Consider the following 23,998-nt stretch of genomic DNA (forward strand, 5'->3'; position numbering starts at 1 on the left):
GATGCTGATAATCTTGTTGACTAACAGTCTTAACTCACAAGCACCCACACGAATTGCTTGATTCAATTGTTAAAGAGCGGTGCGTTGATTCTTTCGTCTCAACCGAGGCGCGCATTCTACGCTAGCCTCACATCCTGTCAAGCGTTTATTTTGAAGTATTTAGCTAATCTCTAACAACTTCAACCGCTTGCGCTTTCGATTGCTCGTCAGCGGGAGGCGAATATTACTAGATTTTGCCGGCGAGTCAACACCTGTTCGCAAAACTTTTCACGACATCGTTCGTTTGACGTCAGGAACCAAGGGGCGCGCATTCAAACCGATTCGGTTCGACCTGGCATACGTGCTGCCGCTTGGGATCGCCCATGGGCAGTTCACGGTGCGAAGCTGGTCCCTTTCGCCAGGGATCGGGTGGGTTCATGGGGTCGGCCAGATAGACCCCGCTCGATGCGCAACCCGTCAGACACATCACTAATGCCAGTATTACCTTCGACATCCAATGCCCTCATCAAAGGGTTTGGAGAATACGAAGCCACATCCGCCAATCAAAGAGGTCGTTTCCCACGCTGTTGTAGGATGCTGCCTTGTGACCTGGGCCGCGCCGCGCCTCCACCGTATCGTACCTGCCTCAAGGGTTGCTTTTGAGGTACTCGAGAAGGTCGGCCATCTTTTGATCGTTGCCGAACCACCACAGGCGCATCTTGGTACCAGGCACCACATCGCTGGGTGCCTCGACGAAGGCGGCGATCTTCTCGGTGGTCCAGACGATGCCCGAGTTCTTCATCTCTGCTGAATAGCTGTAGTCACCGGTGCTTCCCGCCGCACGGCCGATCAGGCCATTGAGCTGCGGGCCGAATGCGGCCTGGGCACCGCGGCCTACCTTGTGGCAACCACCGCAATTCTTGTCGAATGTCGCCTGGCCGGCTACGGCGTCTCCCGCGGCCATGGCGTTGGCCTGCACCGCGACCAGTAGCGTGAAAAGCGCGCAGGTTACTGATTTCATGTTTCCTCGGAGTGTTGTTACAGATGCTCATCATAACGGCTGACACAACAAAGAGAGATGCCGGGATAATGCAGAGTGATCACTGCCAATAAAAATGGAAGAGGAGTCACTCATGCGCAGGTCCGGCACAGCCATGGTCATTGCGGGTTTTCTGGCATTCACGACCGTATGGGCGGGCGATAGCGCCCATGCCGAGGAGCCTGCAGTCGAAAGCCTGGTGAAGGCCCGGGCCGCAGCGTTGATGGCGCAATACAACATTCCAGGCATGGCGATCGCTATCACTAACGGTCGCCAGCAGCTGTTCTTCACCTATGGGCTGGCGTCGCGCGAAACGAAGGCGCCTGTTACCGCAGACACACTGTTCGAGCTTGGCTCGATCAGCAAGACCTTCACCGCCACCCTCGCTACCTATGCGCAAGCCAATGGGCAGCTGTCTCTGAGCGATCATCCCGGCCAGTATCTGCCCACATTGCGCGGCACACCGCTGGACCAGGCGTCACTCGCCGACCTGGGCACCCACAGCGCCGGCGGATTTCCTCTGCAGTTGCCGGACGACATCCAGAACGCTGCACAACTGATGACGTACTTTCGCGACTGGCAGCCCACCTATGCACCGGGCACCCAGCGCAGCTATGCGAACCCCAGCATTGGGTTGCTCGGGATGATCGCGGCCACGAGCATGAAAATGTCGTTCGGCCAGGCCATGCACGACAGGCTGCTCCCAGGCCTAGGCCTTGCCCACACTTACCTGGATGTCCCGACTGCGCAGTTGCCGTTGTATGCGCAGGGCTACGACAAGAACGACAAGCCGGTGCGGCTGAACCCGGCGGTACTGGCCGAGGAAGCCTATGGTTTCAAGTCCAGTGCGCGGGACATGCTTCATTATGTTCAGGCACAGATGGGCGCGGTGGCCTTGCCTGCGAAGCTGCGTGAGGCATTGGATGCCACGCAACGGGGCTACTTCAGGGTAGGTGGCATGACGCAAGCCCTGATCTGGGAGCAATACGCCTATCCCGTAGCGCTCGACACCCTGGCGCAAGGCAACTCCAATGCAGTAGCCCTGACTACCCAACCCACAAGCCCGCTGCGGCATCTGGACAAGGTATGGGTCAACAAAACCGGGTCGACCAATGGATTTGGCGGGTATGTGGCGTTTGTCCCATCACGAGGGATCGGCGTCGTGGTGCTGGCGAACAAGAACTATCCGAACGAAGCGCGGGTCAGGTTCGCTCATGAGCTGGTCCAGGCACTGGACCAGAGACTGGACAAGTAGGGGGTTCACGCACGTTCTCAAGCCCATGGGTCTGGGGTAGGATCCGAGTCCTGACCTTATTGGAGTTTCGTCGATGCGCCGCACTTGCCTGTTTCTCGCTTTCACGCTGGGCCTGGTCAACGTGGCCTGGGCTGCCAAGCCAGCACCGAGCGCCCCGAAAGCGCAGACCGTCAAGACGCTCGACGGCAAGTTCATGTTCACCCTGCCTGCGGGGTACACCGCCAACCCGCTGCCACCTGCCGATCCGAAAAGCGAAGCTGCAGGTGCCAAGGGCATGATGTACATGAATGAAAGCGAAAGACGCGTGGTGGTGACCACTGAACTGCCCATTCCCAAGGGTGGGCGTGCCGCCGACAACGATGATGAGTTCCTGACGGGCGCGACGGCAGGTTTCATCAAGCAACAGGCGACTGCGTTGCCTGACTTCAAGAAGACTGCGGAAAAACGTATCACCTTGCGAAAGCTGGGCGTGGAGCAAATTGACAGCACCGCGACCATGGGCGGCGGCGCAACCATGACGACCACCTTCGTGGCCGGCTCGGGACCGACCATGTCGGTTGTCCAAGTGATTTCGCGCGCCAGCGACCAGACGGGTCATGCGGCCATGGTCAAGCGTATCGTGACTGGCAAGTAACGGAATCGGGCCACCCTGCCCGGCTGTGGCAGGGGGTTTGCTGTGCGCAGGACAAAACAGCGCCCAACAAAAAACCCGCCGAAGCGGGTTTTTTGTCTAGCCATTCCAACATCCTGTCAGCAGCTTCCTTGCAATGGCCGGTCGTCCCTGACCCTGAGTCGCATCCTTCGTCTCAGTTAGTGAGGCTAGATTACTGGGATGAAGGTGATCGCAATAGAGGCGATTGGAGCCACAGCGTGTAAGTGATTCGCTATACCGCTGCTACGCGTCGTAGCCAGAGGGTAACGGTTGTGCCCTCGCCCAGCCGGCTCTCGATACGTGCGATACCCTCTGCGCTCGACGCGAAACCGTACACCTGCGACAACCCCAACCCGGTGCCCTGCCCGGCAGTCTTGGTGGTATAGAACGGTTCGAAGACCTGTACCAGTACGTCTTCCGGGATACCCGGCCCATCGTCGGCAACGCTCAGGCAAAGGTAGGTGCCGTCGGCCAGTTGGGCGTCGCCGCAGACGACACGTTCACAGGTGGCCACGCGGATCTGCCCGGCACCGCGCAGCGCATCGCGCGCATTGACCAGCAGGTTGAGCAACGCAGCATCCAATTGATGGGCGTCGCACATCACCGCCTGCGCTGGCGCTTGCAGATCCAGCTGCACCTTAGTTGCCGTACCGAGCGCGCGACCGAACAGGTCACTGTTGTGCTCGATCCGCTCGTCGAGTACGACCGCCTGCACGCTGGGCTCCTCGCGACGGGCGAAGGCGAGCAGGTGATGAATCAATTGCGCGCCCTGCCGTACCGCCTGCAGGCCGATTTCGGTGAGGCGTTCGACTTCCAGGGGCTTGCGTGCCTTGAGGCGAGTCATCTGCAAGCTGGCACTGACGGCCTGCAACAGGTTGTTGAAATCGTGGGCGATACCCGCGGTCAATTGGCCCAGCGAGGAAACCCGTTGGGCATGGCGCAGGGTCTGCAGAGTTTGCTGGTGCTCGCCCAGCACGTTGTCGAGCTGCCGGGACAAGGCAAGGGTCTGTTGCTCGCGCTCGGCGTTGAGCAGGCGCAACTCCAATTGCGCAGCCGTTTGCCGTGCCAGAGCCTGCAGAGCGCTGCACTGCGCCGCATCCAGCGTGCGCGGCACGGTGTCGATGACGCACACCGTGCCCAGTGCCAAGCCCTGGCGCGAGATGATCGGCGCGCCCGCATAGAAGCGAATATAGGGAGGGCCCAACACGAGCGGACTGCCCTTGAAGCGCAGGTCAAGATGAGTGTCCTGGACGATCATCACGGTATCGGGCGCGAGGATGGCATGGGCGCAGAACGCCAGGTCGCGATGGGTCTCGGAAACGTCGAGCCCGACACACGCCTTGAACCATTGACGCTCGCGGTCCACCAGAGAAACCAGGCCGATGGGTGTCCCGCAGAGCTGAGTCGCCAACTGGACGATGTCGTCGAAGCCCGGCTCCGGGACACTGTCGAGCACACCCAGATGTTCGAGCGCAGCCAGGCGTTCGGACTCGTCGATAGGCGATGGGGCCGGGCTGTGGGACATGCAAAGGGCCAGGTTTAGGAATTGATTGGCGATAATGCGCGCGGCGAGCCAAGGCGGCAAGCATGTGCAAGCATATTGCGCATGAACGAAAAAGGGCGACCCTTCCGGATCGCCCTTCTGCACCGCCCAGCAGAGCGGATTTTGTTTGGTAGGCGCGATTGGACTCGAACCAACGACCCCCACCATGTCAAGGTGGTGCTCTAACCAACTGAGCTACGTGCCTGCTGTGGCGCGCAATTTTACGGATTGAGGCGCCACTGTCAACGGCAATTTGCCGCCAATCGTAAAAAAATCACTCACTTGCAACGGACGCACTCGATGCGCAGGTCAATGCAGACAGCATTGCTTGAATTTCTTGCCGCTGCCGCAGGGGCAGGGATCGTTGCGGCCCGTCTTGGTTTCGCCGGTGATGGGCGTCTTGCCCGGACGACGCTCGAACCAGTACTGGTGCAGACGAATGGCGGCCATCTGGATCATCTCCATGGCCTCTTCGGCGTCCAGTTCCTCGCCCGAGCCGTCGCGCTTGAGGAGGTCGACACCCTGCGTGTGCAGCGTGATCAACGCCAGGAGGTCCTGCTCCTGGTCGGGCATGTCGAGCCAGCTGCCACCGACCACTACCCCACGTTCGTAGCCATAGCACCAGTCCTCGACGCTGACCACTTCTTCGTCGTCGAACAGGTTGAAGATCGGCGCGAAGTTTTCAAAGTCTTCTTCCAGCAGCATGGCCAACTGGTTCATGTGCTGGATGAGCAGGTCGAAGAATTTCTCGAACTGCTTGTCATCCTTGAAGACCGGCAACTGATCAGGCCCTCCCCACAGCGCCGCGTACCAGTCGTCGAAGGCGATTGCCTGAGGGCACGAAACGATGGCTGTGAAAAAGCCGTCTAGCTCGGAGATGCTGCCGACCGATGTTTCGCTGGCGTATTGCCCCAGTACATCTTCCACGTAATCCAGTTGTGTGTCGGTCAGCGCGTCATTGCTGATGGTGTAGGCCATGGTCTGCTCGATCAGGTCATCAAAAAGAATGCCCGCATTGTAGCCGCCAGCGTGGACGATGTCCCCGGATCTGCCGCCGATCAGTTGTCCAATTGGCTCAGGTAACGCTTGATGTCGTGCTCTTGGCCGCTACCGACCAGCATCCAGAGCAGGATCCGACACTTGCGCGGGCAGAGAAATCTACCCATCACGGCACCCTTCGCCTGCAGGTCCAGCTCGCTTCCCGCGAAGCCGTAACTACCGCTGGCCGTTGGCCCACTGCCCGTGCGAGTGGCCACTATGACCGGCATATGCCGGGCAATGACGTGCAGGCTGGCGGCCCAGCGCTGCGATACATGCCCGGCGCCGAAACCGCCAATGACCACGCCCCGATACCCGGCGTCGACGACCCTGTCGAGCAGCAGGGTGTCTGCATCCAGTGTGGCTTCGAGTAGCAACACGGTGTGATCGGTTCGGGTGGGATACGGCAGGCAGCAGCGCGCTGCAGGCGCGGCGGCGTAGTGCACCCGACCTTCGATCATCAGGCCAATCGGCCCGTAGGGTGCCGAGGCGAAGGCATCCATGGCCAATGCCGCGACCTTGCGCACCCGGGACGCCGCGTGCACCTGATCGTTGATCACTACCAACACGCCACGCCTGCGACTGTGTTCGGCCAGCGCCACCTGACTTGCAGCCAGCAGGTTCGCCGGGCCATCGGCACCGCAATGCGAGGCCGCACGCATGGCGCCCGTCAGTACCAGAGGTTCGTCGAGATCCCACAGCAGGTCGAGGAAAAAAGCGGCTTCTTCCAGGGTATCGGTGCCTTGGCTCAAGACTACCCCGACGGCTCCAGCCGCGATGCAGCTACGGGCCCACTCCAGGGCCTCGAGCAAGGCCTGGAAACTCAAGGAGGCGCTGGGCAGCAGATTCAGTGTGTGCACCTGAACCTCGGCCAGCGACGTCAACTCGGGCAGCAGGTCCACCATGCCCTGCCCGCTCAAACTGGGTTGAACACCTGCCCCAGTGGCCTGGGTCTGCATGCTGATGGTGCCGCCCAGGGCACCTACGGATAGTCTGGGTAGAGCCATGGGCGGTACTCCGTCAGAGGTTTGGGCTGCCGATGATCAGACCGATCAGCGGAAGGATGAGCACGGTGCTGATTGCCATGGACAGCACGTTGCCGATGTAGCCATGCATGTAGGACGGCAGCCGCTGGCTGATGGCGACGGCCAGGGGCGGCGCCAGCAGTGCGCCCAATGCGGCACTGAGGATGATCACCGGCAGGCTGCCACCATGGACCAGAATCGCGGCGGGGGCTACCGAGACGACGGGAATGTAGGTCGGATACCAGCCGCGAGCAATCCATTGACGGCGCCAGATCAGCACACCCAGCGCCGAGGCCAGGGTTTGCGCCGCCAACAGCTGCAACAGCCAACCGGAACCGTAGAACGGACTGGCCGGATTGAGCATCAGCGCCAGCAGCGCCCCCAGCACCAACCCCAGGCTGGCCCATTCGTTGCCGAAGAACGGGGCCTCGGAGAAATCCGCAAGGATACGGCGCAAGGTCCAGCGCAGGCCGTAGTTGGCCGGAGAAGCCACCACCGGTGGCGCTTGCGCAGGCGCCGCGTCGGGCCTGACCAGAACCGGGAAGCGCTTGCACAGCAGGAAGCCGATTACGCTGCCCACTGCCATGCCGGTAACATTGCCGATCACCACTGGCAATGCCAGCGGGGTACACACGTACTTGACGATCAGCAGGCAGGCCGGGGTGATCAGCACGGCGCCCATCACGGCCCCGGTAAGCGCCACGCGCCAGCCACGCCCGAACAGCAGCACCGTGGCCGCCGGCATGGACACGAACGCGACGAAAGTCGGCTGCCAGGTATCGGCCGAAAGTGTCCATCCCCAGAGCAGATTGCCCAGACCCAGGCCGAGCAGCGAGCTGGTCACCACCCATGGCCAGAGCCCGGTGCCGTAGCAGATCGCGAAGCCTTGCCAGCGCTTGCCGGTGTGATTGGCCCACCAGCCCAGTCCCGCACCTGCCAGTAGGCCGATGGAGGCAAACTCATGCTTGTAGAACGCGACTTCGCTGATATCACCCACCACCCAGCGCCACCAGGCTGCTGGGTGGTGCAAGTTAGCCATCATGTCGCCATAGCTGGGCCACAGTGCGTCGATGGCCAGCAGCTTGCCGCTGATGACGGTCAGGGTAATGGCCAGCGACAGCATCAACAGGCCAGTTAAAGTCCCGCTGGATGCGCGGGTTGGTGTGTCTTGCAGAGAGGATTGCATGGCCAGCCCTCCTCAGCGCGGCAGCGCGGCGTGACGGTCATAGCCCAGCATCGAGCCATAGAGGTCGACCCGACGGTCGCGCGGCAGATCGTTGAGGCTGTTCCAGATCGGCGCGCTACGTGCCGACACAAGGTCGACGTCGGCATAGAGGATGGTTTCCTCTTCGGCTCCGGCCACCTCGCTGAGCGGCCAACCGTTGGTACCGGCAATCAACGAACAGCCCAGGAAGCGATCGCCGCGATCGGTACCGATGCGATTGGCTGCAGCGATGAACGTGTTGTTGACGTGCGCTGCAGTGATGGTCAGGTAAGACGCCATGCATTTGCCGGTTTCGTCGAACAGCGGCGGCGGCGTCCAGACCCAGTTGTTCAGGCTGCAGATGATGTCGGCACCCTGCAGGCTCAGCAGGCGTGGCACTTCCGGAAACCAGACGTCCCAGCAGATCATCAGCCCGATGCGCCCGATGGGCGTTTCGAACACCGGAAAACCGAGGTCGCCGGGACTGAACCAGAGCTTTTCGAGATTCCACAGATGAGCCTTGCGGTACTTGCCTATGAAGCCGTCGGGCCCCACCAGCATTGCGCAGTCGTAAAGCTTGTGCCCGTCGCGCTCCGCCAGGCCGGCGGCGAGATAGACCTTATGTTCGCGCGCGAACTCGATCCAGGCCTGCGCGCTGGGGCCGTCGGGCACGGCCTCGGCCAACGCGAACGCTTCTTCGCGGTTGCGGTAGGCGTAGCCGGTGTTGGCCAGCTCCGGCAGCACGATCAGTTGGGCGCCTCCCGCGACCGCGCGCTGGGCCAGGTGAAGGCTATGGGAGAGGTTGAACGAGCGATGCTCGAGACCGCATTGTGGATCGAACTGAACGACAGCGACCCGCACGGGGCTGATAGCGGAAACAGAGGACATGGAGGCACCTTCTTGTTGTTTTTGGATTGCCTCCGCATAGAAACGCATTCGTTAAGATCATAGAACCGGACGCTTCCCAAGCATCTGTAGGATTAATCCGGCAGGTAGGACAAGAGGGTACAAAATCGTTCAGGACTCGGTGCCATACCGAGGGTAATGAGACAGGTCGAACCCGGCGTTGAAGACTGCGCCCTGGTTGGCGCAGAGGTTGATCACCGCGTCCACGGCGCCACGCATGGCCGGTTCGGTCCAGCCGGCGTCGACCGAAAACGATTCACCTGCGAGGTACAGCCCGGATAGGCGGCTGTAATCGCGGTTGTAGCTCATGAGCCCGACCGCATCCTGATACGCGCCTGCCCGGTAAAGCTTGGCGCAGCCCAGCGCATTGCGGTCCGTGACCCAGCGCTGCACGCGTGCGTTGGCCGTGTCGATGAATGAGGAAATGCGCGTGCCGACGTTGCTGCAGCGCATCAAGATGCGGTCCAGCTCGCGCACACAGTTGTCGACCAGCTCGGCGTCGCTGAACGCCGCCAGCTTGGTCGCATCGTCCTCCCAGGTGTAGCTGAGCAGGATGCAGTCATAGGCATAGTTGTCGTTGTAGCGGTAGGCATAGACGTCGTGCACGAAACTGTCGGTGACGAGTATCTGCGGTATGTCACGCCTGGCCGAGAGAAAGGTTTTCTTCAGCGGCGCGTAGACTTTGCAGCTGGTTTCCCAGTGCGCGGTCTTGTAGGCATCGATGGTGGCCTGAGGCAGCATGGCCGAGGTGAAACCAGCCACCTGGATTCGCGTTTCGAGGATCCAGGAGGGCACCGTGACGATCACCGAGTCGAAGCTCTGTTTCACCTGCCGGCTGGCCAGCGCGTCGCTTTGGTGCCAGCGGTAACCCACTTCTATGCTGCCGTCGGCCAGTCGCGTGAGGCTGTTCACCGGGCTGTCGGTGATCAGGCCAGCAGGCTGCTCGCGCAATCGTTCGTAAGGCGAGCGAGCCCCCTCCCCCAGCGGCATGAACATCAGACACTCATCCAATGCAGCCAGACCCAGGTAGCGAGGTGTGGCGAACGCCACACCTTTGGAGTCGGTCACGGCATGCTCGGTGAGGAACGGGGCTGGTAGCGGCATACCCTGGCCATCGACACGGCCGTGTACCAATTGCAAATGGCTGCTGAAGCCGAATATCGCGGTGCGCAGTGGATAAAGGCTGCACACGTCGTAGAAAGCGCCCCAACTGCCATCGCCTATGCCGATGGCGTAGAAGATCGACGATTCGGCGGCCGACATGCCTAGACCACCGAAGTCGCCCGGCCGGCTGGGATCCCAAGTGGGTACGCAAGGAGCGCGAACCAGCTCGCGGAACGCTACATGCTGGTAGCGCGTGACAATCGCAGACCACAAGGCGGGCCACTGTTGACTGCCGAACACGGCGGCGACCTGCATCGCCATTCGCTCGGCGAACAGCTTCCATTTCTGGTAGACGGCTTGCAGCACGGCGGTAGGTGGCGGTGTGCTGCCGTCGGGATTGTTCCAGATCAGCAGTTGGGGTTCGGTTTCCCCTGCCAGGCGACCTTCGTGCAGATAGATGCCGGTGGAGTGTACGAAGGGCGTGCCGGGATTCGGGAAGTCTGAGGTCTTGAGATCGTACAGGCCTGTGTAGTAGGCCATCAATGAGCGGCCGTCTACAGGCGCCTCGCCGGTGCGATTGAAAAAGGGCATGCGCATGGCGCCCATTTCGAAAGGCGTCGAGGGCGTGGATTGAGGGCTGTCGACCTGCACGGTGAGGTGACGTCCGCCGAGGCGGCGCGACTGCTCGATCAAGGTGATGCGTTCGAAGCCACAGCGCAGCAGTTCGCGAGCTGCCACCAACCCTGCGACGCCCGCGCCAATGATGCAGATGCGGTGTTGTGCGTTACCTGCGTGAGCGATGCCCCCGGTTTGTTCGAGCAGGCGGCGATAGTCGAAGCATAGATCCGGAGGGTTGGGAAAGCGGGCCGCCCACGGCAGGCTGGCGGGGTTCTGCACGGCGGCTGCGATGTCGGCGGGATGGTTGTGGGATGAGCCAATGGTCATGAATGACAGTCCTTGTCGGTCGGATTGAGGAGGCGTCAGTGTGCGAAGCCGTGGTGCGTCCAGGCAGAGGGATTGGGGGGCTGCGGTGTAGGAAGGATTTGGGGCGTATGTGGGAAGCAGGTGCGGTGGTTCAGGGAAGCTGCGGTGTGGCCGGACGCGGCTCGCGCCGCTGCTACAGGGGGCCGGGTGTGTCGCCGCGTCGGGTGTTAGACGGGACGGGGGTTTGTAACGACGTTCTGGAGGGGCTGGCCTTGGTGCAGGCGGTTGATGTTGGCGGCGATGAAGGCGTAGCGGCGTTCGAACAGGCCCTGGGTCCAGCCGGAGGCGTGGGGCGTGCAGTAGGCATTGGACAGGTCTTCGAAGCGGTGGTGAGCGGGTGCGACCGGGTCGGTGTCGCCGCTGGGATAGCGGTACCAGACATCCAGGTAGGCCTTGGCGATGAGGTTGTCGCGCAGGGCGTGGTACAACGCATCCTCATCGACCACGGCGGCGCGGGCGATGTTGATCAACACGGCATCATGGCGCATCGCGGCAAACTGCGCAGCGCCGAATGAACCGCGGGTGCGCTCGTTCAACGGGCAGGTGAGGATGACGAAATCGGCACGCGAGAGCGCCTGGTCGAGTTCGCCGGGTGTGTACGCCTCATCCATAGGGCCGTCGACCCGTCCGCCTTCGGCGCGAGCGGAAATGGCGATGATGCGCAGGCCGAAAGCTTGGGCACGGGTGGCAACAGCCTGGCCGATTCGGCCAAAGCCGACGATGACGACCGTCTTGCCGAACAGCTCGCCGCGCGGCTGACGCTTCAGGTAGGCACCCGTCCAGTGTTCGGTACTGAAGCGCGCACGAAGATCCGCCAGCTCGATCTGGTGTTCGAGCATGCAAGCCAGGGCGTATTCAGCCATGGGGATTTCATGTTCGAACACATTGCAGACAGTGGCACCGAGCGGCAGCGCTGCGAAGTCGATGCCATCCAGGCCGGCGCCGGGTACCTGCAACAGGCGGAACGCCGGCGCGGGGCCAGTACGCTGGAAGCGCATCGAGACCAGCACGTCGGCGCCTTCGATCTGCGCGTCCCAGGCAGCCGATTCATGGGCCTCACGGGGCAGCGCAACGAACTGCGCCGGGCAGTCCAAGCCTGCGGCAAGCATCTCGCGGTGTGTCGCGGCCTCTCCCACCATCACGATTTTCATGTGTCGCCCTCTTGTGTTGAAACGCTGCCCGCAATGGTAGCGCAAACATCGGTAGTCGGCGGACAGTAGAATATCGGCTCGGTCATGGCAATAGAGCGTGTGCATTGGGCACCGGGCAACCGTCCCGAACGGTACCTGACACCGCTTGAAATCAATTTGCAATGAACAGCCTGCAGTGCGTTCCGGTCCAGTGAAGAGACCCGTCTGGAGTGTGCATGCATGGCAACACCTACCACCGCGCCCCGTCGTCGGCGCTGGCTTCCCTTTCTGCTGCTGGCTCTGGCGATAGGTATCGGCTTGCCGTATGGCTGCTCGCAACTGGCCTATAAGGAGCGGCAATTGCTGTTCAACATCGAACCAGGCACGGCGAGCTGGTACTCGGGACTGCCTTCCGGGGTGACCGAGCTGCAGATTCCGGTCGAGAAAGCCTTGAGCAGCACCCAGTACCTGCACGCCTGGTGGTGGCCGGCATCGCGCGCCGATGCGCCGGCGGTGCTGTATCTGCATGGCACCCGCTGGAACCTGACGGCACAAGTGCGGCGCATCAGTCAGCTGCGCGAGCTGGGCTTCTCGGTGCTGGCCATCGACTACCGCGGTTTCGGCGAAAGCCCCGGCGAGTTGCCGTCGGAGCGCACCGTGTACCAGGACGCCCAGGCTGCCTGGGCACGGCTGGTGCAGTTTCAGCCCAACGCCGAGCGCCGATTCATCTATGGCCATTCGCTGGGCGGTGCGATCGCCGTGGATCTGGCCGAGCATCTGGCCGAAGGTGACGAGCCCAAGGCGGCCGGGCTGATCGTGGAGTCTACCTTCACCGATCTGGCCGCTGCCGCAGCGGCCGTGGCCAATACGTCGCTGCCGGTGCGCTGGATCATGTCGGAGAAGTTCGACTCCATCGACAAGATCGGCGACATCGGGATACCGGTGCTTATCGTTCATGGCCTGGACGACCGCTATGTACCGCCGCGTTTCAGCCAGGAACTGTTCGATGCCGCTGCCCAGCCCAAACGCTTGCTGCTGGTACCAGGTGGCACGCACAACAACAGCATGACGTTGGGTAGCCAGGCCTACGCCGAGGCGCTGCGTGAGGTGTTCGGTCTGTAGTGGACGCAAAGCGTGGGGTGACGCAACTTATTCAGCGCCCTGAAGGTCTGTGCTGTGGCAGCCGTGCACCGGGCACGCGCGCCAGCGCATTCGCAGGAACCTCCATGGAAAAGCACGAACCCAGCCTTGATGCCTCTGAAGAAGACGGCAAGACCCCTGGCCTGTCGGCCGACGAAAAAGCCGAGGTCCATGAGAATCAACCGCCCCGTGCGGCGGTGCTGCATGAAACCATTCGTATACAGGGCGACCACGAACTCGAACGTACGGTAGCCGCCCTGTGGTGGTCGGCCCTGGCCGCCGGACTGACCATGGGCCTGTCGCTGATGGCCATGGGTCTGTTCAATTCACGCCTGCCCGATGGCGAAACCAGCAAGGTCATTGCCAGCCTGGGCTACTCGGCCGGTTTTCTTGCAGTGATCCTGGCGCGCCAGCAACTGTTCACTGAAAACACCCTGACGGCCGTATTGCCGATCATGAGCAAGCCGAGCCTGAGCAATTTCGGCCGGCTGTTCAAACTATGGGGCGTGGTCCTGGCGGGTAACCTGGCGGGGACCTTGCTGGTGTCCTACGTCATGCTTCATTTGCCGATCTTCGATGCCAAGACCGATGTCGCCTTTCTCGACATCGGCCGCAAGGTGATGGAAAACGACCTGTCGCAGATGTTTTCCAAAGGCATCATTTCGGGCTGGATGATCGCCACCATGGTCTGGATGATTCCTTCGCAGGAAAGCGCCAAGATGTGGATCATCATCCTGGTCACCTACCTGATGGCATTGGGCGATTTCACCCACATCGTCGTGGGTTCGGCAGAGGTTTCCTACCTGGTATGGGCCGGCGAGCTGGACTGGAAAGCCTTCTGGCTCGACTTTGCCGCACCGACGCTGGCCGGCAACATCATTGGCGGCAGCTTCATTTTCGCCTTGATCAGCCATGCCCAGATCAGAAGCGAAAGTGGCCTGCCGCCCAAGGACGATGGGCAGGGCAAGGCGCGCAAGGAACCCAACGCCGACGCCTGAGCCGGGGCTGCATCAGGGTGTAGCCACGGGGGCCGGTGAGTCGACCTGCTCCCACCAGTGCACACCGGCCTGGGGATTGCGCATGTCGACCCGCTCCCCCATGCGCGGCGTGCTCAACGGCACGCTCTTGGCCTGCGCAAGTGCGCTGATGCGATCGAAAGGTTCGTGCCAATCGTGTATCGAAAGGTCGAAGGTCCCATTGTGGATCGGCAGCAGCGTCTTGCCGCGCAGGTCCAGGTGCGCCTGCAGGGATTCTTCGGGCTGCATGTGCACGTTCGGCCAGGCGACGTTGTAGGCACCGGTTTCCATCAGGGTAAGGTCGAAGGGCCCGAACCGTTCGCCGATCTGCTTGAAGCCCGGGAAGTAACCGGTATCGCCGCTGAAGAACAGCCGGAAGTCTTTGTCGATGATCACCCACGATGCCCATAGCGTGCTGTTGCTGTCGAACAGGCTGCGCCCGGAGAAATGCTGCGATGGGGTCGCCACCAGACGCAACCCGCCCACTTCGGTTTCCTGCCACCAGTCCAGCTGACGCACCTTGCTGGCGGGCACGCCCCAGTCGAGCAGGCGGTCGCCCACGCCCAGGGTGGTCAGGAAGTATTCGGTCTTGTCTGCCAGCGCCTTGATCGCCTGCTCGTCCAGATGGTCGTAGTGGTCGTGGGAGAGGATGACGGCCTTGATCGGCGGCAGGTCGGCGATGCTGATCGGTGGCTGATGGAAGCGCAACGGGCCCGCCCACTGCACAGGCGAGGCGCGCTCGGAAAAGACCGGGTCGGTCACCAGGAACTGGCCATTCATCTTCAGCAGCACGGTCGAGTGCCCCAACCGCCACAGGCTGTGGTCCGGCGCCGCCAGCAGTTGCTGGCGAGACAGGCGTTCGACCGGCAATGCGGCCTGCGGGCGGGTGCCTGGCGGCTTGCTCAACAGCAGGTACTTGATGCCGATGCGCAGCTTCTTCATGAAGCCGTCCTTGGGCAGGACCACCTGATTGCGATACTGGCCGTCCTCGCGCAACGAGCCTGGCAGTTCTTCGGCGTTAGGTGAAAACGACGTCATAAGCGCAAGCACTCCGAAAAGCAGTGGAATATTCATGCAGCCCTCTGGCTGGAAGATGCGTGCTACAGCATACGCTTTCGGCCTGGCGTGAAAAGCCCGTGGTCGGCCCGGAGCGCCGAGAAGGTGCCTGCATCGGCGCTTGGTCGCCCGGCGGGAACCATGTCGCCGCCGCAGCCGTCCGAATGGGATCAGGAAACGTCTGTTCGCAAGGACCGCTGCTCATGAATGCTGTTGATGCCGCCAACCCCTCCCGCTACTTACGCCATGCACGGCTTCTGGTGCTGGCGTTCGTGCTGCCCATCCTTGCCAGTGTGTTGATTGCCGGCAGTGCCGTGCTCGGCGTTCCCGCCGCGACGGATCATGCCAGCGATCCTTCGGCAGAGACGGTCGCCGCGAACAGCTTGAGCGGCGAGCGCGATCTGGGGGATAACAGTGGCCGGCCGCTGATTTCCCACGAAGAAGCCGGCTCGGGACTGCCCGTGCAGACGCCGCCACCGGGCAGCGAACCGCTCTGGGCGATGTCGCCGGCGACGATTGCCACACTGTTGCTCGTCGTGCTGATCGCCTCCGGCGGGCTGCTGCTCAGGACCTTGCGCAGCTTGCGTGACATCGACCGGGATCATGCACGATTGCAGGACAGGCATCGAGCACTGCAATCGAGTGAAGAGCGCCTGTATGACCTGACCCGTGCCAGTTCCGACTGGATATGGGAAACCGACAAGTTCCTGCGGGTCAGTTATCTGTCCTCGGAATTCACCGCTTCCACCGGTTTGGCAGGTGATGCCTGGCTGGGCCAGCCGATTGAATTGCTGTTGCAGTGCGAAACCCTGCCTCCGGGCCAATGGCTGCAACAGCTGGGAAACACCGCCGCAGCAGCAGGGACTGGTCAGTTGCGCTGCAGCTACCGCGACAGCGCGGGACAGACCCGCCAGAGTCGCATTGCAGCGCGGCCCATCGTCCACGAATCACGCGTGGTCGGGTACCGCGGTACGGTGGTCGACGTCACCGACCATGTCAGCGCCCAGGCCCAGCTGGCCCACCGCTCCACCCACGATGCCGTGACAGGCCTGGGTGATGAGCATGCCCTGACGCGGTTCCTCGACCAGACCCTGGCCGATCGCCTGCGTCCGCTGCCATTGACCGTGCTGCTGCTGGACCTGGAAGGGTTTGACGCAGCGCAGCAAACCCTGGACAAGCCCGCACGCGAATGTGTTCTGCGCACAGTCGCCAGTCGCCTGCGCGACAGCACGCGCAGCAATGATCTGGTGACCCGCCTGCACGCCGGGCAGTTCATGCTTGTGCTGGCCAGCATCGACGAGATGATCGAGATCGAGCATTTCTGTCAGCGCCTGATCGACAACATCCAGCGCCCGATCGCGCATGGCATCAGACAGCTGCAGGTGGGTGTGAATATCGGCGTGGTTCACGACCGGCCCGCACGTGGCGATGCCAGCGAGTGGATGCGCTGCGCGGACGTCGCCCTGCGTCAGGCCAAGGCTCAAGGCGCCGGCAGCTGGCAGCATTTTGCCCCGGCGCTGGACCGACAGAACCAGCTCAGGCAACTGGAAACCGATCTGGCATCAGCCATACGCCATGAACAACTGCTGCTGCAGTTTCAGCCCAGGTATAGCGCCGAGGCCGAACGAGTGGTCGCGGTCGAGGCACTGCTGCGCTGGCAGCACCCGGTCGAAGGCTTGCTCACCTCGGACGTTTTCCTGCCTTTGGCCGAGCGCAGCGACTTGATCGTAGCGATCGGCCGCTGGATGTTGGGCGAGGCCTGCAAGGCAGCACGCCATTGGCCACAGTCGATTGCCGTGTCGCTGAGCCTGGCACCGGCGCATTTCAGCCGCGGCGATGTTTCTCGCGATGTTCGTGACGCGCTGGCAGAAGCCCGCTTGCCTGCCAGCCGTCTGCAGGTGCAGGTTGCCGAGCAGGTCATGCTGGGCTGTGCCGACGGTGCCGTAGGTGCACTGACCGCACTGAAGGAACTAGGTGCCGGGCTGATTCTCGATGAGTTCGGTAGTGGCTACTGCTCCCTGGGATACCTGCGTCTGTATTCCTTCGATGGGTTGAAGATCGAACGACGTTTCGTGGCCGGCATGAGCGACAACCCGAATGACCGCGCCATGGTGCGCGGCATGATCGACCTGGGCAAAGCCATGGGTGTTCGTGTGATCGGCGCCGGTGTCGATACCGAGCAACGGCTACTCTGTCTGCAGCAAGAAGGATGCGCAGAGCTACAGGGTGATCATTTGAGCACCGCTCTGGATCACCTGGCGCTGGAGCCATTGCTCAAGCAGCAGAGCGCCTCGCGCAGGGTTCGTGAGGTACCGCAGGCATGTGATTACAGCTGATATAAGCCGTGCGGACTCAAGATTTTTTTACAGGCTCGAGCGGCATCGCTAGAATCGGTGCACCGTCCGGACACGACCAGCCAATGGTTCCGGCATGCGCAACCACAGTGGACACTCCATGGGCACGACTGCAGCAGCCGACATAGCCACCCTCGCGCGTATCGACGCGGTCCCGGCAATCCTGCAGGTCATCTGCGAAACCACCGGGATGCGTTTTGCAGCGGTAGCCAGAGTTACCGAAGATTCGTGGACCACGTGCGCGGTGCTCGACAGCATCGGCTTTGGCCTGGGGGTCGGCGACGAACTGGACGTGACCACTACCCTGTGTCACGAGATACGCGTCAGTCAGCAGACCGTCATCATCGACAAGGTCAGCGAAGACGAGGTGTACTGCAACCATCACACTCCGCGCATCTACAAGTTCGAAAGCTATATATCGACGCCTATATTCCGCGCCGATGGCAGCTTTTTCGGCACCATCTGTGCGCTCGATCCACGGCCTACCTGCCTCAAAGGCAGCACCATCGAACCCATGATGGAATCGTTCTCGCGTTTGCTGTCGCTGCAGATGGAGAATGAAGAACAGCACCAGCGCACGGCTACCGCGTTGCTGGAAGAGCGTGAAATGGCCGATCTGCGTGATCAGTTCATTGCGGTGCTCGGCCATGACTTGCGCAATCCGCTGTTTGCCATCAACGCCGGCTCGGAGCTGTTGCAGCGACGCGTCACCGATGAGCGCAGCCTGGGTATCGTCAAGCATATCCAGACCAGTGCACGTCGCGCCTCGCAGCTGATCGAAGATGTGCTGGATTTTGCCCGTGGACGACTCGGTGCCGGCATCGTGGTGGACCTGCAGCCCGACGCCGACCTGACGCGGAGCCTGGAGCACGTGGTCTCCGAGCTGCAGCGCATTCACCCCGACCGGGTCATCACGATGGATGTCGATGATCTGCAAGGCGTGCTGTGCGACAAGGAGCGTATTGGCCAACTGCTTTCCAACCTGGTGTCCAACGCGATCATCCACGGTGCTCCGGACAGCGAGGTGCGCGTGTGCGGCCGACTGTCCAATCAGGCATTCACCCTGTCGGTGCATAATCAGGGGCCGGCGATCGCTGAAAACGTGCGCTCGCAGTTGTTCAAACCCTTTGCCCGGCCCAGTGTGCGCAGCCCGCGCGGGGGCCTTGGACTGGGTTTGTACATTGCCTATCAGATCGCCCTGGCCCACGCCGGTCGACTGGAAGTCGCGTCGAGCGATGAAGACGGTACGCAGTTCAGCTTCCACCTGCCCGTGAACACCGACCGCGACTGAGGCCTGGGCCTGCTACGCGGAAAGTGGCCGGCACGACGGCTGGCGATGGTAGCATCGCCCTACCTCCACACCCTGCCTGGCACCCACATGGCGAGACCTGACCCCGGGATCCCCCCCACTCATGGCCAACGCAGCGCGCGACAGCTGAAGCTGCTCACGGGCGGCAGCGAGCCCGACCCACGTTTCACGTTGGCCAACGAACGCACGTTTCTGGCCTGGATTCGTACAGCCCTGGCCTTGATGGCTGGCGGCATCGCTGTCGAAGCATTCACTGCGGACGTGTTCGCACCCGAGTTTCGCAAGAGCCTGGCGGTCATCCTGCTGCTGCTGGGCATGCTGCTCAGTGCCAGTGCGAGCCTGCGCTGGCTGAACGTGGAGCGGGCGATGCGTCACAAGCAGCCCTTGCCCATTCCGTTGCTGGTGCCGCTGCTGTCCATCGGCGGTGCGTTGGTCACGGCAGCGCTGATAGCCTTCGTCGTATTGCGATGAGCCCGCTGCAAGCGGGACATCAGGACGAAGGCCTGCAGCCTGAACGGACGTTGCTGGCGTGGGGACGGACCCTGTTGGCGATGTTGGTGGCGAGTCTGTTCTTTCTGCGCTGGATGCCCTTCCACGGGCGCTTCGCCGGTGGCCTGATCGCGTTCACTTTGCTGGGAGCGCTGCTGATCTGGCTGAGCCAACGGCGCCGATACCGCTGCAGGGTGGAAGGGATCAGCCGCGCGCGCTTCCCGGCCGACGTGACGGGCGTGCTTGGCCTGGGCAGCATGGTCACGGTGATCGGCGGCGCGGCGATCTGGATCACCTTGATGACCTGAAGCGTCAGGCGTATTCGTTGCGCTCGGCCTTGAGCAATGCCCACGCCAGCCCGGCGACCCACACCAGTGAAGCGAAGTAGTTGACCCGCTGGAACAGGCCGAAGCCACGGCCAACGTCCATCGCTGCAGCCATCCACGGCAGGCAGCCCAGCGCAAACAGGCTACAGATCAGGGACAACCAGACCAAGCCCTTGCGGCCCTCGCGGCGTGCCACGACAATCCACAGCGCACTGGCGAGCAACAGGCTTGCCGACATGATCACGCTGGCGATGGTATGCAGGTTCTGCTGTGTCGAGGGGTATTGCAGGGAACAGCCGGCGTCGCAGGTGAAATACCCAGCGGCTAGGCTCGCCACACCGTGCACGATGATCAGCGAGGCGCTCAGCCGCGCAAGGCGCAGATGAGCATGGCCCGCGTACAGGCCAATACCGAACGCTATCGACAACAGGCCCAGCGGGTAATGACCGAGCCAGGCCCAGAGGGCGTGGGTGGGTGCATCGATGGCGCCCAACAGACCCATCGCCTGATCGATGTGGCTGTACCCGGCATACAAGCTGCCGGTCACGATGAGGCTGGCGGCCAGCCATAGCGGGCTGATCAGGCCAGCCAGATAGAGTAATTTGCGAATCGGCTGCTGCACAGCGCATCTCCGTCATAAAAAGAGGCCCGGACCTTACTACAGCGCCGGTGCGGTCACGAAGCAATTTCTCCCGCCATTGGGCAAACCTGGCGCTTTGGCAATAACAGGACACATTTACGTGGAATTCATCGAACTACCGACCTGTGCGCGACCGCTGCTGGACAAGTTCTACAAGTCGCAGAACAGTCGGATGCGCAGCGTGGGCAACGCCCGCTGGTGGGTAGCACGGAGCGACGGAATCGTTGCAGGTTCGAACTTCGTGTCGGTGGCCGGGGGGCACTGGTTAACCGGCCTGCACGTGGCTGTCGATCAGCGCAACAAGGGCTTGGGCCGACGCTTGCTCAGCACCGCCCAGACCACGCTGGGCGGGCCGGTATGGTTGTTTTGCGAACCGCCGTTGCGTGGTTTCTACCTCAGCCTCGGCTTCGAGGATGCAACCACTCTGCCTGCCGAGCTGACCCAGCGCCTGCAGCGCTACCGAGCCAGCAAGAACTTGCTGGCCCTGGTGCGTCCGACTGCCGCTTGATCTGCATAGCCTCGGCTCAAGGCTGCGGGCACGCTGCAACCGATGACGGCGTGGCAGGACTTGCACGCAGGTCCTTCTCGCCCGTGGGCACGGTCCCGGTCTGGTCCACAGCGGGGGTGGTATCTTCAGGGTCTTTGGCACCCTTGTCCTTGCCCTCGGCCGACATGTGCTCGATCACCGCATTCATCTCGGCACCGAGCAACAGCACCGCAGAAGAGATGTAGAAATACAACAGCAACACGATGATCGCGCCAATGCTGCCGTACATGGCGTTGTAGTCGGCGAACGTCTTCACGTAGTAGGCAAAGCCCAGCGATGCGACGATCCACACCACCACGGCGAGCATCGAGCCAGGCGTGATGAAGCGGAATTCCTGCTTCACGTCAGGCATGACGTAGTAGATCACCGCAACGGCGATCATCAGCAGGATGACGATCAGTGGCCAGCGCAGGATGGTCCACAGCGTGACGATGAAATCTTCCATGCCGATCTGCCCGGCCAGCCACTGCATGACCTGGGGACCGGTGACCATCAAGGCCGCTACGCACAACAGCATCCCGGCAAGGCCGATGGTGTACAGAATCGACAGGGGAATGCGCTTCCAGGCCGGACGTTCTTCGACTACATCATAGGCAGCGTTCATTGCGCTCATGGTCAGTCGCACGCCTGCCGAGGCAGTCCACAGCGCAACCACGATACCGATGGAGAGCAAACCACCTTTGGACTGCTGCAACTGGTCGATCACCGGATTGACTTGTTCCAACGCCTGTGGCGGCAGCACCAACTCGGATTGCAGACGCATCCACGAGAAGAAGTCCGGCAGATGCAGGAAGCCGATCAAGGCAATCAGGAAAAGAAGAAAAGGGAATAGCGAGAACAACATCTGGTAGGCCAATGCCGAAGCATAAGTAGGCATTTCGTCGTCGACGAATTCCTTGACCGTGCGAACCATGACCTTCATGAAAGGCAGGTTGTTCATGTGGGGAAATAGCATAGCGTCTCCTTGCGCCACTCGACTTTCGAATACCCTGCCTGAGTGGATGCGCAGCTCAACTGAGTCAGGCAGCCGCGGCAGGCTTGTAGCGGCACGCTTTCTACCGTAAAGCTGCAGGAAAAACGACAATCAGAGTATGTACGTCCGTGTCCGCCCAATAGCACAACGGCCATCGTTTGATGACCGTTGGCGAACTTCACTCAGGCAGGAAACACGCTGCCTCAGTGTTTATTTACAGCGTCTTTCACAGTGTTCTTGACTTCGCCTTCTACTTGCTGGGCTTCGCCTTTCTTCTCTTGCACTGCACCTTCAACCTGCAGTTTGTCGCTACCGGTGACTTTGCCCACGCCTTGCTTGAGGTTGCCGACTGCTTCGTTGGCTACGCCTTTGATCTTGTCTGAAGTGCCGCTCATGGTATGTCTCCTGGTCATGTAGGAATGTCTTGTCTCGACACAGGAATTGACCGGCACCGGCCATCCAGAGTTTCAAATTATTTTGCGTGGCAAAAGACGCCGTGGTCGTGCGGCAGGCACATGGGTTTTGCCCGCGCTTTATGTTCGGCCGATTTGCCCGCAGAATGCCGGTCGGATTCGGCCAGTGCGCCGAAGCGTCATACCTGTAGGAATTTTCATGAAACTCGACAAACCCCAAGCCATCGCCCGTCGCAACAAGGAACTGGGTGGCGCGGTGCTCGGCGTCAACAACTGCCATTTCACCGTGCTGGACGCCAAACGCAACATCTGGTGGTTCGACATCCCTGTGGCACGCATGCAGATCGGCCAGTACGAATGGATTCACCTGCTGCTGCATACTCCTTCCAGTGATCAGCTACTGCACCTGAAAGTGACCACGGCGTTTTTACGTGAACACATGGAAGGGCTGGTGGTGCGCAACGCCGGCAAACGCAAGTCGACGGTCAGCCTCGAGCTGAGCGCCGACAAGGATTCGTTCCTCAAGGATGTGCGCCCCACCGGCAGCGGCGTCGGCTTCGCGCCGTTCCTGCAGGCCTGAAAGCGGCCTGCGTGACGGGCTTCAGACCAGTTCGATACGGTCGGCGTGGATGACGATCTGGCCGTCCTTGTACAGGGCGCCGATGGCCTTCTTGAAGTTGCCCTTGCTGACACCAAACAGGTCGCTGATCACCTGCGGATCGCTCTTGTCGCTGACCGCCAGGGTGCCCTGGTTGTCGCGCAGCTTGTCGAGGATCTGGGCGTTGAGGCTGCTGGTGAGCTGCGCGCCGATGGGCTGCAGGCTCAGGGCAATCTTGCCGTCGCCGCGCAGCTCCTTGATGTAGCCCTTCTCCTGCTTGCCGGAGCGCAGGAACTTGAACACTTCGTTCTTGTGGATCAAGCCCCAATGGGCGTTGTTGATGATGGCCTTGAAGCCCATGTCGGTTTCTTCGACCACCAGCAGATCGACTTCCTGGCCTACCTGATAGGCCGGCGGCAGCTTGTCGAGGTAGCGATCCAGGCGGGCGGTGGCCGTAATGCGGCGCGTACGCTTGTCCAGGTACACGTGTACCACGCAGTACTCGCCCGCTTTCATCTGGCGTTTTTCTTCGGAGAACGGCAGCAGCAGGTCCTTGGGCAGCCCCCAGTCGAGGAAGACGCCAATGCTGTTGATCTCGACGACCTTGAGGCTGGCGAACTCACCCACCTGAACCTTGGGCTTTTCAGTGGTGGCCAGCAGTTTGTCTTCGCTGTCCAGATACACGAAGACGTTCAGCCAGTCTTCGTCTTCGCTGGGAATATCCTTGGGAATGTAGCGATTGGGCAAGAGGATCTCGCCGTCTGCGCCGCCGTCCAGATACAGCCCGAAGTCCGTATGTTTTACCACTTGCAATGCGTTGTAGCGCCCGACTAAAGCCATTTCGAATTTTCCTCGTCACCTGGCTCGGCATTCTACCCGAGAACCCTTCGGTTCGCTGCGCAAGGCGCCTTGCGCGACAGGTATTGGTACGCCGGAACCTTGCTGGACAAAACCTTGATCACAGGGGATGCCACTGCCACCGCTGGTCCATATAGCCCAGCCGAGAGGGGATAAATCATGTACAATGCCTGGCCATATTAATTTTTGACAGGTTAATGGCAGCCATGCGCGTTAAAGCATCCAACAGCAAAGTCAAACCCGCTCCAGCCGTAGAAACCAGCGAGTCGATCAACGAACAGATTGCTGCGTTTCTCAAGTCCGGTGGCGAGATCCAGCAGATTGCCAAGGGCGTGAGCGGCCAGACCTTCACCCCGTCCAAGCACATCAGCCTGGGCAAGAAGTAAGTTTGCGGCCCGGCCGTGGCGCCGGGCAAAACTT

The 23,998-nt window shown here is 61.5% G+C and carries 24 protein-coding genes and 1 tRNA gene; 11 read left to right on the forward strand and 14 right to left on the reverse strand.

Annotated features, from left to right (window positions below; genetic code table 11):
- Positions 1–625: 625 nt before the first annotated feature.
- Positions 626–1,000, reverse strand: coding sequence for a c-type cytochrome (locus tag IFU31_RS06395; RefSeq protein WP_192102558.1), 375 nt, complete (start codon positions 998–1,000; stop codon positions 626–628).
- A gap of 133 nt (positions 1,001–1,133) precedes the next feature.
- Here IFU31_RS06395 and ampC point away from each other — a divergent pair, with 133 nt between their 5' ends.
- Together ampC and IFU31_RS06405 are read left to right on the forward strand one after the other, a co-directional pair.
- Positions 1,134–2,273: a class C beta-lactamase gene (ampC, locus tag IFU31_RS06400; protein WP_446731025.1), complete on the forward strand. Its 1,140-nt coding sequence runs from the start codon at positions 1,134–1,136 to the stop codon at positions 2,271–2,273.
- 73 nt (positions 2,274–2,346) lie between these two features.
- Positions 2,347–2,907: a hypothetical protein gene (locus IFU31_RS06405; protein ID WP_192058745.1), complete on the forward strand. Its 561-nt coding sequence runs from the start codon at positions 2,347–2,349 to the stop codon at positions 2,905–2,907.
- Positions 2,908–3,157: 250 nt separating this feature from the next.
- Here IFU31_RS06405 and IFU31_RS06410 read toward each other — a convergent pair whose 3' ends face one another.
- From IFU31_RS06410 to IFU31_RS06445, 8 genes are all read right to left on the reverse strand, one after another.
- Positions 3,158–4,450 carry a sensor histidine kinase gene (locus tag IFU31_RS06410; protein ID WP_185795113.1) on the reverse strand — a complete coding sequence of 431 codons (1,293 nt, stop codon included), beginning with the start codon at positions 4,448–4,450 and terminating at the stop codon, positions 3,158–3,160.
- A 146-nt stretch (positions 4,451–4,596) separates the two neighbouring features.
- Positions 4,597–4,673, reverse strand: a tRNA-Val gene (locus tag IFU31_RS06415).
- A 104-nt stretch (positions 4,674–4,777) separates the two neighbouring features.
- The gene (locus tag IFU31_RS06420) at positions 4,778–5,446 is read right to left on the reverse strand and encodes a UPF0149 family protein (protein ID WP_192102560.1); all 669 of its coding nucleotides are present in this window, start codon (positions 5,444–5,446) and stop codon (positions 4,778–4,780) included.
- Positions 5,447–5,526: 80 nt separating this feature from the next.
- A complete protein-coding gene (locus IFU31_RS06425) occupies positions 5,527–6,513 on the reverse strand; it encodes an asparaginase (protein ID WP_192102561.1) in 987 nt (328 codons plus the stop codon).
- Positions 6,514–6,526: 13 nt separating this feature from the next.
- The gene (locus tag IFU31_RS06430; RefSeq protein WP_122474935.1) at positions 6,527–7,717 is read right to left on the reverse strand and encodes a hypothetical protein; all 1,191 of its coding nucleotides are present in this window, start codon (positions 7,715–7,717) and stop codon (positions 6,527–6,529) included.
- Between the two features lie 12 nt (positions 7,718–7,729).
- Entirely contained in the window at positions 7,730–8,623 is an 894-nt protein-coding gene (locus tag IFU31_RS06435; RefSeq protein WP_185795110.1) for a nitrilase family protein, read from the reverse strand.
- Between the two features lie 129 nt (positions 8,624–8,752).
- Positions 8,753–10,690 carry a flavin monoamine oxidase family protein gene (locus tag IFU31_RS06440; RefSeq protein WP_192102562.1) on the reverse strand — a complete coding sequence of 646 codons (1,938 nt, stop codon included), beginning with the start codon at positions 10,688–10,690 and terminating at the stop codon, positions 8,753–8,755.
- A 206-nt stretch (positions 10,691–10,896) separates the two neighbouring features.
- On the reverse strand, positions 10,897–11,880 hold the full coding sequence (locus tag IFU31_RS06445; protein WP_192102563.1) for a 2-hydroxyacid dehydrogenase: 984 nt from the start codon (positions 11,878–11,880) through the stop codon (positions 10,897–10,899).
- Positions 11,881–12,099: 219 nt separating this feature from the next.
- Here IFU31_RS06445 and IFU31_RS06450 point away from each other — a divergent pair, with 219 nt between their 5' ends.
- Together IFU31_RS06450 and IFU31_RS06455 are read left to right on the forward strand one after the other, a co-directional pair.
- Entirely contained in the window at positions 12,100–12,981 is an 882-nt protein-coding gene (locus tag IFU31_RS06450) for an alpha/beta hydrolase (RefSeq protein ID WP_192102564.1), read from the forward strand.
- Positions 12,982–13,085: 104 nt separating this feature from the next.
- Complete coding sequence (locus IFU31_RS06455; RefSeq protein ID WP_192054538.1) at positions 13,086–13,997, forward strand: formate/nitrite transporter family protein; 912 nt, start codon at positions 13,086–13,088, stop codon at positions 13,995–13,997.
- Between the two features lie 12 nt (positions 13,998–14,009).
- Here the strand turns inward: IFU31_RS06455 and IFU31_RS06460 are convergent, their stop codons facing one another.
- Positions 14,010–15,089 carry an MBL fold metallo-hydrolase gene (locus tag IFU31_RS06460; protein WP_192102565.1) on the reverse strand — a complete coding sequence of 360 codons (1,080 nt, stop codon included), beginning with the start codon at positions 15,087–15,089 and terminating at the stop codon, positions 14,010–14,012.
- Positions 15,090–15,274: 185 nt separating this feature from the next.
- On the opposite strand from IFU31_RS06460, the gene IFU31_RS06465 reads away from it, so the two are divergent.
- The 4 genes from IFU31_RS06465 (at position 15,275) to IFU31_RS06480 (ending at position 19,531) form a co-directional block, all read left to right on the forward strand.
- Positions 15,275–17,407 (forward strand): putative bifunctional diguanylate cyclase/phosphodiesterase, encoded by a 2,133-nt coding sequence (locus IFU31_RS06465; RefSeq protein ID WP_192102566.1) that lies wholly within the window; start codon positions 15,275–15,277, stop codon positions 17,405–17,407.
- A gap of 118 nt (positions 17,408–17,525) precedes the next feature.
- Complete coding sequence (locus tag IFU31_RS06470) at positions 17,526–18,716, forward strand: sensor histidine kinase (protein WP_192058781.1); 1,191 nt, start codon at positions 17,526–17,528, stop codon at positions 18,714–18,716.
- Between the two features lie 87 nt (positions 18,717–18,803).
- Positions 18,804–19,205 carry a YidH family protein gene (locus IFU31_RS06475; RefSeq protein ID WP_122474951.1) on the forward strand — a complete coding sequence of 134 codons (402 nt, stop codon included), beginning with the start codon at positions 18,804–18,806 and terminating at the stop codon, positions 19,203–19,205.
- Positions 19,202–19,531, forward strand: a complete 330-nt coding sequence (locus tag IFU31_RS06480) for a DUF202 domain-containing protein (protein ID WP_192102567.1) — start codon at positions 19,202–19,204, stop codon at positions 19,529–19,531. Before IFU31_RS06475 ends, IFU31_RS06480 begins: the two co-directional genes overlap by 4 nt.
- Positions 19,532–19,535: 4 nt before the next feature.
- Here the strand turns inward: IFU31_RS06480 and IFU31_RS06485 are convergent, their stop codons facing one another.
- Positions 19,536–20,171 carry a DUF998 domain-containing protein gene (locus IFU31_RS06485; protein ID WP_122474955.1) on the reverse strand — a complete coding sequence of 212 codons (636 nt, stop codon included), beginning with the start codon at positions 20,169–20,171 and terminating at the stop codon, positions 19,536–19,538.
- Positions 20,172–20,289: 118 nt separating this feature from the next.
- On the opposite strand from IFU31_RS06485, the gene IFU31_RS06490 reads away from it, so the two are divergent.
- The gene (locus IFU31_RS06490) at positions 20,290–20,697 is read left to right on the forward strand and encodes a GNAT family N-acetyltransferase (RefSeq protein WP_342214352.1); all 408 of its coding nucleotides are present in this window, start codon (positions 20,290–20,292) and stop codon (positions 20,695–20,697) included.
- Positions 20,698–20,713: 16 nt separating this feature from the next.
- Here IFU31_RS06490 and IFU31_RS06495 read toward each other — a convergent pair whose 3' ends face one another.
- Positions 20,714–21,691: a YihY/virulence factor BrkB family protein gene (locus IFU31_RS06495; RefSeq protein WP_192102568.1), complete on the reverse strand. Its 978-nt coding sequence runs from the start codon at positions 21,689–21,691 to the stop codon at positions 20,714–20,716.
- Positions 21,692–21,912: 221 nt separating this feature from the next.
- Positions 21,913–22,104 carry a CsbD family protein gene (locus IFU31_RS06500; protein WP_192058726.1) on the reverse strand — a complete coding sequence of 64 codons (192 nt, stop codon included), beginning with the start codon at positions 22,102–22,104 and terminating at the stop codon, positions 21,913–21,915.
- Between the two features lie 217 nt (positions 22,105–22,321).
- On the opposite strand from IFU31_RS06500, the gene IFU31_RS06505 reads away from it, so the two are divergent.
- On the forward strand, positions 22,322–22,702 hold the full coding sequence (locus IFU31_RS06505; protein WP_192102569.1) for a hypothetical protein: 381 nt from the start codon (positions 22,322–22,324) through the stop codon (positions 22,700–22,702).
- Between the two features lie 21 nt (positions 22,703–22,723).
- Here the strand turns inward: IFU31_RS06505 and IFU31_RS06510 are convergent, their stop codons facing one another.
- Positions 22,724–23,560 carry a CvfB family protein gene (locus IFU31_RS06510; protein WP_192102570.1) on the reverse strand — a complete coding sequence of 279 codons (837 nt, stop codon included), beginning with the start codon at positions 23,558–23,560 and terminating at the stop codon, positions 22,724–22,726.
- Positions 23,561–23,775: 215 nt separating this feature from the next.
- Between IFU31_RS06510 and IFU31_RS06515 the strand changes: the two genes are divergently transcribed.
- A complete protein-coding gene (locus IFU31_RS06515; protein WP_177327984.1) occupies positions 23,776–23,964 on the forward strand; it encodes a hypothetical protein in 189 nt (62 codons plus the stop codon).
- The last annotated feature ends 34 nt before the right edge of the window (positions 23,965–23,998 follow it).

It is taken from the genome of Pseudomonas sp. CFBP 13602 (assembly GCF_014842725.1).
GTDB lineage: Bacteria > Pseudomonadota > Gammaproteobacteria > Pseudomonadales > Pseudomonadaceae > Aquipseudomonas > Aquipseudomonas baltica.